Origin of the sequence: Streptomyces lancefieldiae, assembly GCF_031845825.1 — a bacterium.
Taxonomy (GTDB): domain Bacteria; phylum Actinomycetota; class Actinomycetes; order Streptomycetales; family Streptomycetaceae; genus Streptomyces; species Streptomyces lancefieldiae.
Genome location: NZ_JAVRFH010000025.1, coordinates 1 through 14706, shown reverse-complemented (window position 1 = coordinate 14706; position 14706 = coordinate 1). Strand labels below are relative to the sequence as shown.

At 70.8% G+C, this 14706-nt stretch carries 13 protein-coding genes; 12 read left to right on the top strand and 1 reads right to left on the bottom strand.

The features are described from left to right. Nucleotides 1–60: 60 nt before the first annotated feature. The 3 genes from RM812_RS23215 to RM812_RS23205 all read left to right on the top strand — a co-directional run bounded on the left by RM812_RS23215 (nucleotide 61) and on the right by RM812_RS23205 (nucleotide 2639). A complete protein-coding gene (locus RM812_RS23215; RefSeq protein ID WP_311575171.1) occupies nucleotides 61–1644 on the top strand; it encodes an alpha/beta hydrolase in 1584 nt (527 codons plus the stop codon). A gap of 72 nt (nucleotides 1645–1716) precedes the next feature. Beyond that, on the top strand, nucleotides 1717–2115 hold the full coding sequence (locus tag RM812_RS23210) for a RidA family protein (RefSeq protein ID WP_311575170.1): 399 nt from the start codon (nucleotides 1717–1719) through the stop codon (nucleotides 2113–2115). 20 nt (nucleotides 2116–2135) lie between these two features. Continuing rightward, a complete protein-coding gene (locus RM812_RS23205) occupies nucleotides 2136–2639 on the top strand; it encodes a GNAT family N-acetyltransferase (RefSeq protein WP_311575260.1) in 504 nt (167 codons plus the stop codon). 16 nt (nucleotides 2640–2655) lie between these two features. On the opposite strand, the gene RM812_RS23200 is transcribed toward RM812_RS23205, so the two are convergent. Next, entirely contained in the window at nucleotides 2656–3249 is a 594-nt protein-coding gene (locus tag RM812_RS23200; protein ID WP_311575169.1) for an adenylosuccinate lyase, read from the bottom strand. Between the two features lie 388 nt (nucleotides 3250–3637). On the opposite strand from RM812_RS23200, the gene RM812_RS23195 reads away from it, so the two are divergent. From RM812_RS23195 to pssA, 9 genes are all read left to right on the top strand, one after another. After that, complete coding sequence (locus RM812_RS23195; protein WP_311575168.1) at nucleotides 3638–5443, top strand: 3-hydroxyacyl-CoA dehydrogenase family protein; 1806 nt, start codon at nucleotides 3638–3640, stop codon at nucleotides 5441–5443. A gap of 136 nt (nucleotides 5444–5579) precedes the next feature. Next, nucleotides 5580–6395 carry a TetR family transcriptional regulator gene (locus tag RM812_RS23190; protein WP_311575167.1) on the top strand — a complete coding sequence of 272 codons (816 nt, stop codon included), beginning with the start codon at nucleotides 5580–5582 and terminating at the stop codon, nucleotides 6393–6395. Between the two features lie 397 nt (nucleotides 6396–6792). Then, the gene (gene ccrA, locus RM812_RS23185) at nucleotides 6793–8130 is read left to right on the top strand and encodes a crotonyl-CoA carboxylase/reductase (protein WP_311575259.1); all 1338 of its coding nucleotides are present in this window, start codon (nucleotides 6793–6795) and stop codon (nucleotides 8128–8130) included. A 10-nt stretch (nucleotides 8131–8140) separates the two neighbouring features. Beyond that, complete coding sequence (locus tag RM812_RS23180) at nucleotides 8141–10168, top strand: protein meaA (protein ID WP_311575166.1); 2028 nt, start codon at nucleotides 8141–8143, stop codon at nucleotides 10166–10168. Beyond that, complete coding sequence (locus tag RM812_RS23175; RefSeq protein WP_311575165.1) at nucleotides 10165–11184, top strand: HpcH/HpaI aldolase/citrate lyase family protein; 1020 nt, start codon at nucleotides 10165–10167, stop codon at nucleotides 11182–11184. Before RM812_RS23180 ends, RM812_RS23175 begins: the two co-directional genes overlap by 4 nt. Nucleotides 11185–11189: 5 nt before the next feature. Then, nucleotides 11190–11705 carry a MaoC family dehydratase gene (locus RM812_RS23170; protein ID WP_311575164.1) on the top strand — a complete coding sequence of 172 codons (516 nt, stop codon included), beginning with the start codon at nucleotides 11190–11192 and terminating at the stop codon, nucleotides 11703–11705. Beyond that, nucleotides 11705–12919: an acyl-CoA dehydrogenase family protein gene (locus tag RM812_RS23165; protein WP_311575163.1), complete on the top strand. Its 1215-nt coding sequence runs from the start codon at nucleotides 11705–11707 to the stop codon at nucleotides 12917–12919. The genes RM812_RS23170 and RM812_RS23165 overlap by 1 nt, the downstream gene beginning before the upstream one ends. 168 nt (nucleotides 12920–13087) lie before the next feature. Beyond that, nucleotides 13088–13744, top strand: a complete 657-nt coding sequence (locus RM812_RS23160; RefSeq protein ID WP_311575162.1) for a phosphatidylserine decarboxylase — start codon at nucleotides 13088–13090, stop codon at nucleotides 13742–13744. 22 nt (nucleotides 13745–13766) lie between these two features. Beyond that, complete coding sequence (pssA, locus tag RM812_RS23155) at nucleotides 13767–14585, top strand: CDP-diacylglycerol--serine O-phosphatidyltransferase (protein WP_031037634.1); 819 nt, start codon at nucleotides 13767–13769, stop codon at nucleotides 14583–14585. The last annotated feature ends 121 nt before the right edge of the window (nucleotides 14586–14706 follow it).

Here is a 14706-nt window from a genome sequence, read left to right as displayed (position 1 = left end):
ACGATGCGGCGAGGACCGCGACCCACGCGGACCGCCGCCTCCCCGTCCTGGAAGGACTCCATGAGACAACGCGCAGCCGTGCTGTGCGGCGCCGCCGTCATCGCCGCCGGGGCCCTCACGGCCGTCCCCGCCGAGGCGAGCGCACCGCGTCCCGCGGGCACCTCGCACGCCGCGGGCCCCAGCTGGAAGAAGTGTGGCACCGACGACTACCCGACGCTCCAGTGCGCCTCCCTCGAGGTGCCGCTCGACCACGCCCGCCCGAGTGGCAGGCGGATCACGCTGGCGCTGTCCCGCATCCCGCACACCGCGAAGAAGTACCAGGGGCCGTTGCTGGTCAACCCGGGCGGCCCCGGCGGCAGCGGGCTGACGCTCGCCGGGTTCGTGGCGTCCTCGCTTCCGAAGGACGTGGCCGCCCAGTACGACGTCATCGGCTTCGACCCGCGTGGCGTGGGCGAGAGCAAACCCTCCCTGGACTGCCTGCCGGGCCACTTCGCCCCGGTGCGCCCCGACTCCGTGCCGGCCACCCCGGCCGTCGAGCAGGCCAACGTCACGCGCGCCAGGTCCTTCGCCGAAGCATGCCGCGAGAAGTACGCGGACGTGCTGCCGTACATCGACACGGTCAGCGCCGCACAGGACCTGGAGGCGATCCGCAGGGCGCTCGGCGCCGAGAGGATCAACTACGTCGGCTACTCGTACGGCACCTACCTGGGCGCCGTCTACGCCAAGCTCCACCCGGACCGGGTGCGACGCCTGGTGCTGGACTCCGTCGTCGACCCGACCGACGTCTGGTACGACGCCAACCTCAGCCAGGACCACGCCTTCAACGACCGCCACCGCGCCTTCCTGGCCTGGGTCGCGCGGCACGACGCGGCGTACGGGCTCGGCAGCGACCCGGAGCGGGTCGAGACCCGGTGGTACGCCATGCGGAGCGCGCTGGCGAAGCAGCCGGCCGGCGGGAAGGTCGGCGCCTCGGAACTGGAGGACACCTTCATCCCCGGCGGCTACTACGACGGCTACTGGCCCTACCTGGCGGAGGCGTTCGCGGCGTACGCGAACGACGAGGACACCGGCCCGCTCGTCGAGGCGTACCAGAACTTCGGGGCCGTGGACGCCGCGGGCGACAACGCGTACAGCGTCTACACGGCGGTGCAGTGCCGCGACGCCGGCTGGCCGAGCGACTGGGACGAGTGGCGCGACGACAACTGGGGCGTGTACGGGAAGGCGCCGTTCATGGCCTGGAGCAACGCCTGGTACAACGCGCCGTGCGCGTTCTGGCCCACGGCCCCGCGGCAACCCGTGGACGTCACCAACAGCGAGCTGCCGCCGGCCCTGCTGTTCCAGGCGACCGGCGACGCGGCCACCCCCTACGAGGGCGGCGTCACCGTGCACCGGCTGCTGCGCGGTTCCAGCCTGGTGGTCGAGGAGGGCGGCGGTAACCACGGCGTCACCCTGAGCGGCAACAACTGCCTGGACCGGCACCTGGCCGCGTACCTGGCCGACGGGACCGTGCCGAGCGGCGGCGGCAACGGCGGGGCGGACGCGGTGTGCGCGGCGCTGCCCGGTCCGGAACCGCTGAAGTCCAAGGCCGCGTCGACGTCCTCGCGCGGCTCGACGCTGCACGGGCTGCTCGGCCACCGGAGGTAGCTGCCCTGCCCAGGGGCGGCGCATTCGAGGCCCGCCGGGGGCGTTGTCAGTCCCGTGGTCCACGATGGACGCATGAGTGAGCTGACCAGGATCCCCGCCCCCGACGGTGTCGCGCCCGCCGCCCAGTACACCCATGTCGTCCTCGGCTCGGGGCGGTTCGTGGCCGTCTCCGGCCAGCTCGCCCTGGACGAGGACGGCAGGCTGGTCGGCGCGGGCGACCCGGCGGCGCAGGCCCGCCAGGTCTTCGAGAACCTGCGCCGGTGCCTGTCGGCGGCCGGCGCGACCTTCGACGACGTGGTGAAGATGACCTTCTTCGTCACGGACATGGCGCACATGCCCGCGATCCGCGCGGCCCGCGCCGAGCACATACCCGACGACCGGCTCCCGGCCGTCTCGGCGGTGCGGGTCGCCGGGCTGGTCCGGCCGGAGTTCCTGATGGAGGTCGAGGCGTTCGCGGTCGTGGCCCCGTGAGCGGGCCGGCCGTGCGGGAGATGACGCTCGCCGACTGCGACCGCGTGTCCGAGATCCGCGTCCGGGGCTGGCAGTCGGCGTACCGGGGCCTGATGCCGCAGCCGTACCTCGACGGGCTGAGCGTCACCGAGGACGCCGAGCGGCGCCGCTCCCTCTTCACCCGGGCTCCGGCCCACATGGTGAACCTGGTCGCCGAGGATCCGGATGGCGAAGTCGTCGGCTGGGCCTGCCACGGCCCGTACCGGGACGGCGAACGGCTCACCGCGGACGCCGAGTTGTACGCCATCTACGTCGACACGGGGCGTTTCGGCACCGGCGTCGGGCAGGCCCTGCTCCAGGAGTCGGTACGCCGGTGCTCTGCCGCCGGGCACGGGCGCATGCTCCTGTGGGTGCTCAGGGGCAACACCCGCGCCCGGCGCTTCTACGAGCGGGCGGGTTTCGCCGCCGACGGCGCCGAGGAGGCGTCCGAGGTGGACGGCGTGAGTGTGCCCGAGGTGCGGTACGCGAGGGCACTGGCCGGCTGAGGACGCGGGCGACGGCTCACCGCTGCCCCGGGATCCGCGCCAGCGCCCGCACCGCCGCCTCCGCGAGCGCCGGATGGGCCAGGGCCTCGTTCAGGACGGGACCGGCCCGGCCGTCACCGAGCGCACCGAGCCCCTCGACGCAGGCGAGCGCCACGCGGCGGTAGGGGTCGTGCGGGCGCAGCCGGCGCCGCAGGGTGGTGATCAGCGCGGGCACGGCCTCGGGGGCCCGCAGCTCGACCAGCAGCCGCACCGGGTGCAGGGCGTAGGCGACGCGCAGTTCGTTGGTGGCGAGGGCGGCGGCGGCGCGGGCGGTGCGGGGGTCGCCGAGGCGGGCGAGGGCGTGGGCGGCGGAGGCACAGCGCGGCGGGTCCCGGTGGTTCAGCAGCAGCACGAGGGACTCGAAGGCCCGCCGGTCCCCGGCCAGCCCCAGCCGGAACGCGGCCAGTTCCCGGGCCCACAGGGGGCGTCCGGGCTCCGTGAGCACCGCGGCCAGCTCATCGAGGTCCCCGGTCGCCACGAGACGGTCGTACGCCGCGGGGGCGCCGGGCGTGCCCGACGCGCTCGACTCGGCCCGTAAGCGTTCCGTGAGCGATCGCAACTCTTCGTCCATGACATCGAGGTTAGGGGGCGCCGGCCCGCGGGTGGGACGTAGCTCACGAACGCCGGGGGCTGGCGCGCTCGTTACTCGCGAGTTAATATCAGACGAGCGAGTTACCCACTCGCGGCACTCCTCTCGACGGTCTGGTGACGCGGCCGTCGAGAGCGCGGAGCAAGTCGGTTCGGTACCTCCGGTGCCGGTTACCGCGGTACGGCTCGGCCTCGGGACAGGGCCGGTCGGACACCGCCGCCGTGCGGGCGTGTGCACGCCCTCCACGACGGCGCCGGGCGTGTGCGCACGTCAGCCCGGCAACACCCGCATCCTTCCTCACGCATCCGGTGCGCCGCTCGGCGCAGCGGGGCGTGCTTCCCGTCGTCACCCTCATTCCTGGAGTCCCGCGATGGCCACTCCCCTGTCCGACGCCCCTCTGTCCCCGCTCCGGACCATCGCCGTGGTCGGCCTCGGCACGATGGGCACCGGCATCGCCGAAGTCCTCGCCCGGGCCGGACGCGACGTCGTCGGCATCGACGTCAGTGAGGCGCAGGCCGCGACGGCCGTCGCCGCGCTGGAGTCCTCCACCGCCCGTGCCGTCGAGCGCGGACGACTCACCGGGCGGGAACGCGCCGACGTCCTCGCCCGCGTCCGCACCTCCACCGACCTGCGCGCGGCGGCCGACGCGGACCTGGTGATCGAGGTGGCTCCGGAGTCGTACGAGATCAAGCAGCAGATCTTCCGGGAGCTGGACGGGATCGTGCGCCCCGGCACCATCCTGGCGACCGGCACCAACGCCCTGTCCGTCACGCGGCTGGCCGCCGACTCGTCGCGCCCGGAGCGGGTGCTCGGCCTGCACTTCTTCAACCCGGCCCCGGCGATGAAGCTGGTGGAGGTCGTCTCCTCGGTGCTGACCGCGCCGGGCGCGGTCGCGGCGGTCACCGACCTCGCCCTGGCGCTCGGCAAGGAGCCGGTCGCGGTCGGCGACCGGCCCGGGTTCGTCGCCGACGGGCTGCTGTTCGGCTACCTCAACCAGGCGGCGGCGATGTACGAGGCGAACTACGCCTCCCGCGAGGACATCGACGCCGCGATGCGGCTCGGCTGCGGTCTGCCCATGGGCCCGCTGGCCCTGCTGGACCTGATCGGCGTGGACACGGCGCGCACCGTCCTGGAGGCCATGTACGCCGCCTCCCACGACCGTCTGCACGCCCCCGCGCCCATCCTCGGCCAGCTCGGCGCGGCGGGCCTGACGGGTCGCAAGGCCGGGCGCGGCTTCTACACCTACGAGGCGCCGGGCAGTGCGACGGTCGTGCCGGACGCCCTCACCCCGCGTCCGGGCGACGTCCCGGTCCCCGGCCGTCCCGTGCGCGCGGTGGGCGTCGCCGGTTCGGGCACCATGGCGTCCGGCATCGCCGAGGTCTTCGCCAAGGCCGGGTACGAGGTCGTCCTCGCCGCCCGCAGCGCGGAGAAGGCGAGCACGGCCAAGGCCCGCGTCGGCAAGTCCCTGGCGCGCGGCGTCGACAAGGGCAGGCTCACCGCCGAGGCCGCCGCCGCGACGCTGGAGCGGATCACGCCGACGGGGACGTACGACGACTTCGCCGACGTCGATCTGGCCGTGGAGGCGGTCGCGGAGGACCTGGAGGTCAAGCGGCAGCTCTTCACCACGCTGGACAAGGTCTGCAAGCCCGGCGCGGTCCTCGCCACCACCACCTCCTCCCTGCCCGTCGTCGCCTGCGCCCGCGCCACCTCGCGCCCGCAGGACGTCATCGGCATGCACTTCTTCAACCCCGCGCCGGTGATGAAGCTGGTCGAGGTGGTCCGCACGGTGCTGACGGCGGACGACGTGCACGCCACCGTCCGGGAGGTCTGCGCCAAGGTCCGCAAGCACGCCGTGGACTGCGGCGACCGGGCCGGGTTCATCGTCAACGCGCTGCTGTTCCCGTACCTCAACAACGCCGTGAAGATGGTCCAGGAGCACTACGCGACGCTCGACGACATCGACGCGGCGATGAAGCTGGGCGGCGGTTACCCGATGGGCCCCTTCGAGCTGCTGGACGTGGTCGGACTGGACGTCTCGCTCGCCATCGAGAAGGTCCTGCACCGCGAGTTCCGGGACCCGGGCCTGGCCCCGGCGCCCCTGCTGGAGCACCTGGTGGCCGCGGGCTGCCTCGGCCGCAAGACGGGCCGCGGCTTCCGCGAACATGCCCGCCGCTGAGCGACCGGGCGACTGGTTCCGGTCCGAGGAGGACTGGGGCGGACTGCTCGATCCGGGCGGGTCTCCCCCGCCCCGCACGGGCGGGGGAATCCCCGGTCACGCGCATGATGGCGCGAACATGCAGTACGTTCGGGTCATGTCCCAGCCCGCCAAGTCCTCACGTACACCAGCCACGACCGACGCGCCGGAGAGCGCGGCCGGCAGCCGGGCCGCCGCCCAGCGGCTCAAAATGCGCCGGGAACTGGCGGCGGCGGCCATGGAGCTGTTCGCGACCAAGGGGTACGAGGCGACCACCGTCGACGAGATCGCGGCCCGCGCCGGGGTCGCCCGCCGCACCTTCTTCCGTCACTTCCGTTCCAAGGAAGAGGCGATCTTCCCGGACCACGACGACACCCTGGTGCGCGCCGAGGCGGTGCTCAACGCGGCACCGGCGCACGAGCATCCGCTCGACACGGTGTGCCGCGGCATCAAGGAGGTCATGAAGATGTACGCGGCCCGGCCGGAGATCTCGGTCGCCCGCTACAAGCTGACGCGCGAGGTGCCCACCCTGCGCGAGGCGGAGATCGCGTCGGTGGCCCGCTACGAGCGTCTCTTCACCCGCTATCTGCTCGGCCACTTCGACGAGCACGCGCACGACGACGACGCCAACGACGACCCGCTGCTGGCGGAGGTCGCCGCGTCCGCCGTGGTCACCGCCCACAACCACGTGCTGCGGCGCTGGCTGCGGGCGGGCGGGCAGGGAGACGTGGAGGCCCAGCTCGACCACGCCTTCGGGATCGTGCGCAAGACGTTCGGCACGGGCATCGGGGCCGGGCGCTCCACGGCCTCCTCGGCGCAGCCGGCCGCCTCCTCGGCCTCCGTACAGGGTGAGGTGCTGGTGACGGTCGCACGCACCGACGCGCCACTGCACGAGGTGATGCGCGCCATCGAGCAGGCGCTGAAGGAACGTTGACCCGACCTCTTCCCCTGTGAGGACCTGTGACGACGGCCACCCGACGGGTGGCCGTTTTTGCGTGTCAACGCCCCTTTTCCCACTCTCTCCGACCCGCATTCGATCGATCATCGCTCATCTGATACGTAAAGTTTTCATCTGAGAGCAAGTTCTGGCACCCAGTGCCTTGCGGGGTGACACGCGGTGCCATACGTTGAAGGTGTCCGGGCTGTCCCCGCAAGCCATCGCCTGCGTGCCCGGCGCCTGCGTCACAGGCACCCTCCCGCGCCACAAACGCGCTGCCGAACCAGCACCGCCGCCGAACCGACGGCCCTCCTCATCCCACCCTCAGCAGCACCGACGCACCCCTCAGCGCCCCTCCCTCAGGGCGCTCACCGCCGGAGGCAACACCGTGACCGTGAAGGACATCCTGGACGCGATCCAGTCACCCGAATCCACGCCGGCCGACATCGCCGCGCTGCCGCTCCCCGAGTCGTACCGCGCGATCACCGTGCACAAGGACGAGACGGAGATGTTCGCGGGCCTCGACACCCGCGACAAGGACCCCCGCAAGTCGATCCACCTGGACGAGGTGCCGGTGCCCGAGCTGGGCCCCGGCGAGGCCCTGGTGGCCGTCATGGCCTCCTCGGTCAACTACAACTCGGTGTGGACCTCGATCTTCGAGCCGCTGTCGACGTTCGGCTTCCTGGAGCGCTACGGCAAGGTCAGCGAGCTCACCAAGCGCCACGACCTGCCCTACCACGTCATCGGCTCCGACCTGGCCGGTGTCGTCCTGCGCACCGGCCCGGGCGTCAACGCCTGGCAGCCGGGCGACGAGGTCGTCGCGCACTGCCTCTCCGTCGAGCTGGAGTCCTCCGACGGCCACAACGACACGATGCTCGACCCCGAGCAGCGCATCTGGGGCTTCGAGACGAACTTCGGCGGCCTCGCCGAGATCGCGCTGGTCAAGTCCAACCAGCTGATGCCCAAGCCGGGCCACCTCAGCTGGGAGGAGGCCGCGGCCCCGGGCCTGGTCAACTCGACCGCGTACCGCCAGCTGGTCTCCCGCAACGGCGCCCAGATGAAGCAGGGCGACAACGTCCTCATCTGGGGCGCGAGCGGCGGCCTCGGCTCCTACGCCACCCAGTTCGCGCTGGCCGGCGGCGCCACCCCGATCTGCGTCGTCTCCAGCGAGCGGAAGGCCGAGATCTGCCGGCGCATGGGCGCCGAGCTGATCATCGACCGCAACGCCGAGGACTACCGGTTCTGGGCGGACGAGCACACCCAGAACCCGCGCGAGTGGAAGCGCTTCGGCAAGCGCATCCGCGAACTCACCGGCGGCGAGGACGTCGACATCGTCTTCGAGCATCCGGGCCGGGAGACCTTCGGCGCCTCCGTCTACGTCACGCGCAAGGGCGGCACCATCGTCACCTGCGCCTCGACCTCCGGCTACGACCACAGCTACGACAACCGCTACCTGTGGATGTCCCTGAAGCGCATCATCGGCTCCCACTTCGCCAACTACCGTGAGGCCTGGGAGGCCAACCGGCTCCTCGCCAAGGGCAGAATCCACCCGACGCTCTCCAAGGTGTACTCCCTCGAGGACACCGGCCAGGCGGCGTACGACGTCCACCGCAACCTCCACCAGGGCAAGGTCGGCGTGCTGTGCCTGGCCCCCGAGGAGGGCCTGGGCGTGCGCGACGAGGAGATGCGCGCCCGGCACGTCGACGCCATCAACCGCTTCCGGAACATCTGAGGAGCGCCGCATGACCGAACGTCAGAAGGACCGGCCGTGGCTCATGCGCACGTACGCCGGTCACTCCACGGCCGAGGCGTCCAACGAGCTGTACCGGCGCAACCTCGCCAAGGGGCAGACGGGTCTGTCGGTCGCCTTCGACCTGCCGACCCAGACCGGCTACGACTCGGACCACGTCCTCGCCCGCGGCGAGGTCGGCCGGGTCGGCGTGCCGGTCGCGCACCTCGGTGACATGCGCCGGCTGCTCCAGGACATCCCCCTGGAGCAGATGAACACCTCCATGACCATCAACGCCACGGCCATGTGGCTGCTGGCGCTCTACCAGGTCGTCGCCGAGGAGCAGGGCGCCGACATCACCCGGCTCCAGGGCACGACCCAGAACGACATCGTCAAGGAGTACCTGTCCCGGGGGACGCACGTCTTCCCGCCGGGGCCGTCGCTGCGCCTGACGACGGACATGATCGCGTACACGGTCTCCCACATGCCGAAGTGGAACCCGATCAACATCTGCAGCTATCACCTGCAGGAGGCGGGTGCCACGCCGGTGCAGGAGATCGCGTACGCGATGTCCACCGCGATCGCGGTGCTCGACGCGGTGCGCGACGGCGGCCAGGTGCCCGAGGAGCGCATGGGCGACGTGGTCGGCCGCATCTCCTTCTTTGTGAACGCGGGCGTCCGCTTCGTCGAGGAGATGTGCAAGATGCGCGCCTTCGGCCGCATCTGGGACCGTGTCACCCGCGAGCGGTACGGCATCGAGAACCCCAGGCACCGCCGCTTCCGCTACGGCGTCCAGGTCAACTCCCTCGGCCTGACCGAGGCCCAGCCGGAGAACAACGTCCAGCGGATCGTGCTGGAGATGCTGGCGGTCACCCTCTCCAAGGACGCCCGCGCGCGTGCCGTGCAGTTGCCGGCCTGGAACGAGGCGCTGGGCCTGCCCCGGCCCTGGGACCAGCAGTGGTCACTGCGCATCCAGCAGGTGCTGGCGTACGAGAGCGACCTGCTGGAGTACGGCGACCTCTTCGAGGGCTCGAAGGTGGTCGAGGCGAAGGTGGACGAGCTGGTCGCCGGGTCGCTCGCCGAGATCGAGCGCATCCAGGAGATGGGCGGCGCGATGGCCGCCGTCGAATCCGGCTACCTCAAGTCGCGGCTGGTCGCCTCGCACGCCGAGCGCCGGGCCCGGATCGAGTCCGGCGAGGAGAAGATCATCGGTGTCAACGCCTTCGAGGGCACCGAGCCGAACCCGCTGACCGCCGACCTGGACACCGCGATCCAGACCGTCGACCCGGCGGTGGAGGCCCGCGTCGTCGCCGCGCTCCAGCACTGGCGGGACACCCGCTACCAGCCGCCCTTCAACCACCCGCGCCCGTGCAAGGCGCTGGAGAAGCTGAAGGAGGCCGCCAAGGGCACCGACAACCTCATGGAGGCCACCCTGGAGTGCGCCCGCGCCGGCGTCACGACCGGCGAGTGGGCCGGGGCGCTGCGCGAGGTCTTCGGCGAGTTCCGGGCGCCGACCGGCGTGTCCTCGGCGCCGGTCGCGGTCGCCGCGGAGGAGGGGTCGGCCCTGGCCGAGGTGCGCCGGAAGGTGGATCTGACGGCTCGCGACCTGGGCGTCGGCAAGCTGCGGTTCCTGGTCGGCAAGCCCGGCCTGGACGGGCACTCCAACGGCGCCGAGCAGATCGCCGTCAGGGCCCGCGACGCCGGGTTCGAGGTGGTCTACCAGGGCATCCGGCTCACCCCGGAGCAGATCGTGGACGCCGCGCTGGCGGAGGACGTGCACGCGGTGGGCCTGTCCGTCCTGTCCGGCTCGCACGCCCGACTCGTCCCCGACGTGCTGGAGCGACTCCGTGTGGCCGGTGCCACAGATATACCGGTGATCGCCGGTGGCATCATCCCGAACGGTGACGCCGAGGAACTGCGGGCCGCGGGAGTGGCCGCGGTCTTCACCCCGAAGGACTTCGACATCACCGGCATCATCGGCCGGATCGTCGACGAGATCCGGAACGCGAACAAGCTCGACCCCCTGGAGGTCCCCGCATGACCACGGTCAACCGCCCGCCCGTCTCCCACCACCACCCTCAGACGGCGTCCCTGCGGGACGGCACCTCTCGCCTTCGCCCCCGGCGTTCCTGCCTGGCTGTGCCCGGCTCGAACCCCCGCTTCCTGGAGAAGGCCCAGGGCCTCCCGGCGGACCAGGTCTTCCTGGACCTGGAGGACGCCTGCGCGCCGCTGGCCAAGCCGGAGGCACGGCACACGATCGTCAAGTTCCTCAACGAGGGCGACTGGACCGGCAAGACCCGTGTCGTGCGCGTCAACGACTGGACGACGGAGTGGACGTACCGGGACGTGGTGACGGTCGTCGAGGGCGCCGGCCCGAACCTGGACTGCATCATGCTGCCCAAGGTCCAGGACGCCCAGCAGGTCGTCGCGCTCGACCTCCTCCTCACCCAGATCGAGAAGACGATGGGCTTCGAGGTCGGCCGGATCGGCATCGAGGCGCAGATCGAGAACGCGCGGGGCCTCAACAACGTCAACGAGATCGCGCAGGCCTCCCCGCGCGTCGAGACCATCATCTTCGGCCCGGCCGACTTCATGGCGTCCATCAACATGAAGTCGCTCGTCGTGGGCGAGCAGCCGCCCGGCTACCCGGCGGACGCCTACCACTACATCCTGATGAAGATCCTGATGGCCGCCCGCGCCAACGACCTCCAGGCGATCGACGGCCCCTACCTCCAGATCCGCAACGTCGACGGCTACCGCGAGGTCGCCCGGCGCGCCGCCGCCCTCGGCTTCGACGGCAAGTGGGTCCTGCACCCGGGCCAGGTCGAGGCGTCGAACGAGATCTTCTCGCCCTCGCAGGAGGACTACGACCACGCCGAGCTGATCCTGGACGCGTACGACTACCACACCTCCGAGGCGGGCGGCAGGAAGGGCTCCGCGATGCTCGGCGACGAGATGATCGACGAGGCCAGCCGCAAGATGGCCCTGGTCGTCTCCGGCAAGGGACGCGCCGCCGGCATGCGGCGCACCAGCAAGTTCGAGATCCCGGAGGGCTGAGGGCGATGCAGTTCGGACGCACCTACGAGGAGTTCGAGGTCGGGGCGACGTACAAGCACTGGCCCGGGAAGACGGTCACGGAGTACGACGACCACCTGTTCTGCCTCCTCACCATGAACCACCACCCGCTCCACATGGACACCAACTACGCGGAGAAGACGACGGACTTCGGCCGCAACGTCGTCGTCGGGAACTACGTGTACTCGCTCCTGCTGGGGATGTCCGTCCCGGACGTCTCGGGCAAGGCGATCGCCAACCTGGAGATCGAGTCGCTCAAGCACGTGGCGCCGACCTTCCACGGCGACACCGTCTACGGCCAGACGACCGTGCTCGACAAGTGGCCGTCCAGGTCGAAGGGCGACCGCGGCATCGTCCACGTCGAGACCAAGGGCTACAAACAGGACGGCACGCTCGTGTGCGTGTTCCGCCGCAAGGTGATGGTGCCGACCGAGACGTACGTCAAGGAGCGCGGCGGCGAGCAGCCGGGCCGCCCGGAGCTGAAGGAACAGGGGAAGCAGTAATGGCGCGACTCGCCCGGACCGCCGGTCTCACCGACATCCAGCAGGAGATCCTGACCACCGTCCGGGACTTCGTGGACAAGGAGATCATCCCGGTCGCGACGGAACTGGAGCACCGCGACGAGTACCCGCAGGACATCGTCGACGGACTCAGGGAGCTGGGCCTGTTCGGGCTGATGATCCCGGAGGAGTACGGAGGCCTGGGCGAGTCGCTGCTCACCTACGCGCTGTGCGTGGAGGAGATCGCCCGCGGCTGGATGTCGGTGTCCGGCATCATCAACACGCACTTCATCGTGGCGTACATGCTCAAGCAGCACGGCACGCAGGAGCAGAAGGAGCACTTCCTGCCCCGGATGGCGGCCGGCGACGTCCGGGGCGCGTTCTCCATGTCGGAGCCGGCACTGGGCTCCGACGTGGCGGCGATCTCCTCGAAGGCGGTGCGGGACGGCAACGAGTACGTCCTGAACGGCCAGAAGATGTGGCTGACGAACGGGGGCACGTCGTCCCTGGTGGCCGTCCTGGTGAAGAGTGACGAGGGTCACTCCCCTTCGGAGGTGGCCGCGGCACCGCACAGGTCGATGACGACCTTCCTGGTGGAGAAGGAGCCCGGTTTCGGCGAGGTCCGCCCCGGACTGACCATCCCGGGCAAGATCGACAAGATGGGGTACAAGGGCGTCGACACGACCGAGCTCATCATGGACGACCTGCGGGTTCCGGCCGACCGGGTCCTCGGCGGCGTCACCGGCCGAGGTTTTTACCAAATGATGGACGGCGTCGAGGTCGGTCGCGTCAATGTGGCGGCACGTGGTTGCGGCGTCGCTCAGCGCGCCTTCGAACTCGGTGTCCGGTACGCCCAGCAGCGCCACACTTTCGGCAAGCAGATCGCCCAGCATCAGGCCATTCAGTTCAAGCTCGCGGAGATGGCTACCAAGGTGGAGGCGGCGCATGCGATGATGGTGAACGCTGCACGCAAAAAGGACTCGGGCGAACGAAACGACCTGGAAGCAGGGATGGCCAAGTACCTCGCCTCCGAATACTGCAAGGAGGTCGTCGAGGACGCCTTCCGGATCCACGGCGGCTACGGCTTCTCCAAGGAGTACGAGATCGAGCGCCTCTACCGCGAGGCCCCGATGCTCCTGATCGGTGAAGGCACCGCCGAGATCCAGAAAATGATCATCGGCCGCCGACTGCTCGAAGAGTATCGATTCCAGGGTTAGATGTCCGGATACGGGGTGTTTTCTTGGAGAACAAGGTCACACCCCGTAGGCACTGTTCGGCCGCCGACTCGGCTTCCTGGCTTACCCAGTTGCGGCACGGAGCCGCTACGATCGCCGGAAAGCCGCCGTCCCCCGTCAGAGCGCGGCATCATCCTACGAAGGTCATCCATGCCCCACAGCCAAACCTCTGCACCTCGCGACAGCCTCGCCGGCGTACGCCTCGCGCGCGGAGCATCGCCGTGGCTTCTGCCGACCGTCGCCACCGCAGCCGTCAGCCTCCTCCGTGCCCGTCGCTCCGGCGCCGCCAAGGCCGTCGCCGTCCCCGCCACCGCGCTCGCGGCGGGGATGCTGTGGTTCTTCCGCGACCCCGAGCGCGAGATCACCCAGGGCCGGGTCATCTCGCCCGCCGACGGGGTGGTGCAGAGCATCATGCCCTGGAAGGACGGCCGCACCCGCGTCGCGATCTTCATGAGCCCGCTCAACGTCCACGTCAACCGCGCCCCCCTGTCGGGCACGGTGACGTCGGTCGAGCACGTCCCCGGTGGCTTCGTTCCCGCCTTCAACAAGGAGAGCGAGAACAACGAGCGGGTGGTGTGGCACTTCGACACCGAGCTCGGCGACATCGAGATGATCCAGATCGCCGGCGCGGTGGCCCGCCGCATCGTCCCCTACGTGCCCCAGGGCACCAAGGTCGAGCAGGGCGACCGGGTCGGCCTGATCCGCTTCGGCTCGCGCGTCGACCTGTACCTGCCGGAGGGTGTGGAGGTCGCGGTCGAGGTGGGGCAGAAGACGGTGGCTGGGGTGACTCGAATTGACCGTGGTTGATCCACAGACCCAGGCCGGGTGGGTGCCCGAGGCCGACGAGGTGGACGACGAGGAGGAGATGCCTCTCTCGCTCCGCCTGTCGATAGCGGACACCCTCACCCTGGGCAACGCCACGTGCGGCTTCATGGCGGTGTACTTCACCACCACCGGCATCCTGATCCCGCACCTCATGGGCAGCGACGAGTCCGGCATGGCCCGGCACAGCGCGGCCACGGCGGTCATCCTGATGCTGTGCGCGGCGATCTTCGACCTGTTCGACGGCCTGGTGGCGCGCAAGCTGCGCAGCTCGCCCATGGGCGCCGAGCTGGACAACCTCTCCGACCTGATCAGCTTCGGGCTGGCGCCGGCGTACTTCGTCCTCGTCTACGGCATGGTCGCGGACGACGCCTACCAGCGGGTGGCGGCGGTGGGGGCGATCGTGGTGCTGCTGGCGGTGGTGCTGAGACTCGCGCGGTTCTCCTGCGTCACGGTCAAGGACGGCACCTTCCAGGGCATGCCGTCGCCGTTCGGGGCGCTGACCGTGGTGTCGATCGTGCTGCTGGAGCTGCCCTTCGTGGCGACGCTCCTCGCGATCATCGGCACCGCCTGGCTGATGGTGAGCCGCGTGGAGTACCCGAAGCCGCGGGGGCGCCTCGCGGTGGCGATGCTCTCCTGGATCGTCCTGTCGATGGGGCTGCTGGCCGGCTGGGCCTTCGACGCCCCGAGCGGGCAGCTGCTGCTGCAGACCGGGTGTGCGCTGCAGCTGGTGATGGGCGCGGTGATTCCGCTGTTCGCCACGGCTCGCAGGGTGAACAACTTCCGCGACAACCGGCGGGAGGCGCGGGCGGCGCAGTTGCCGTAGCGCTCCGCTGAGTGGGGCCCCGGACCCGGGTTGGGTTCGGGGCCCTTTCGTTCGCCCGCGTCCGGCTCCGGTGGGGGCCTCGCTGGGGGCTCCGCCCCCAGACCCCCGGCCTGTGCCCACC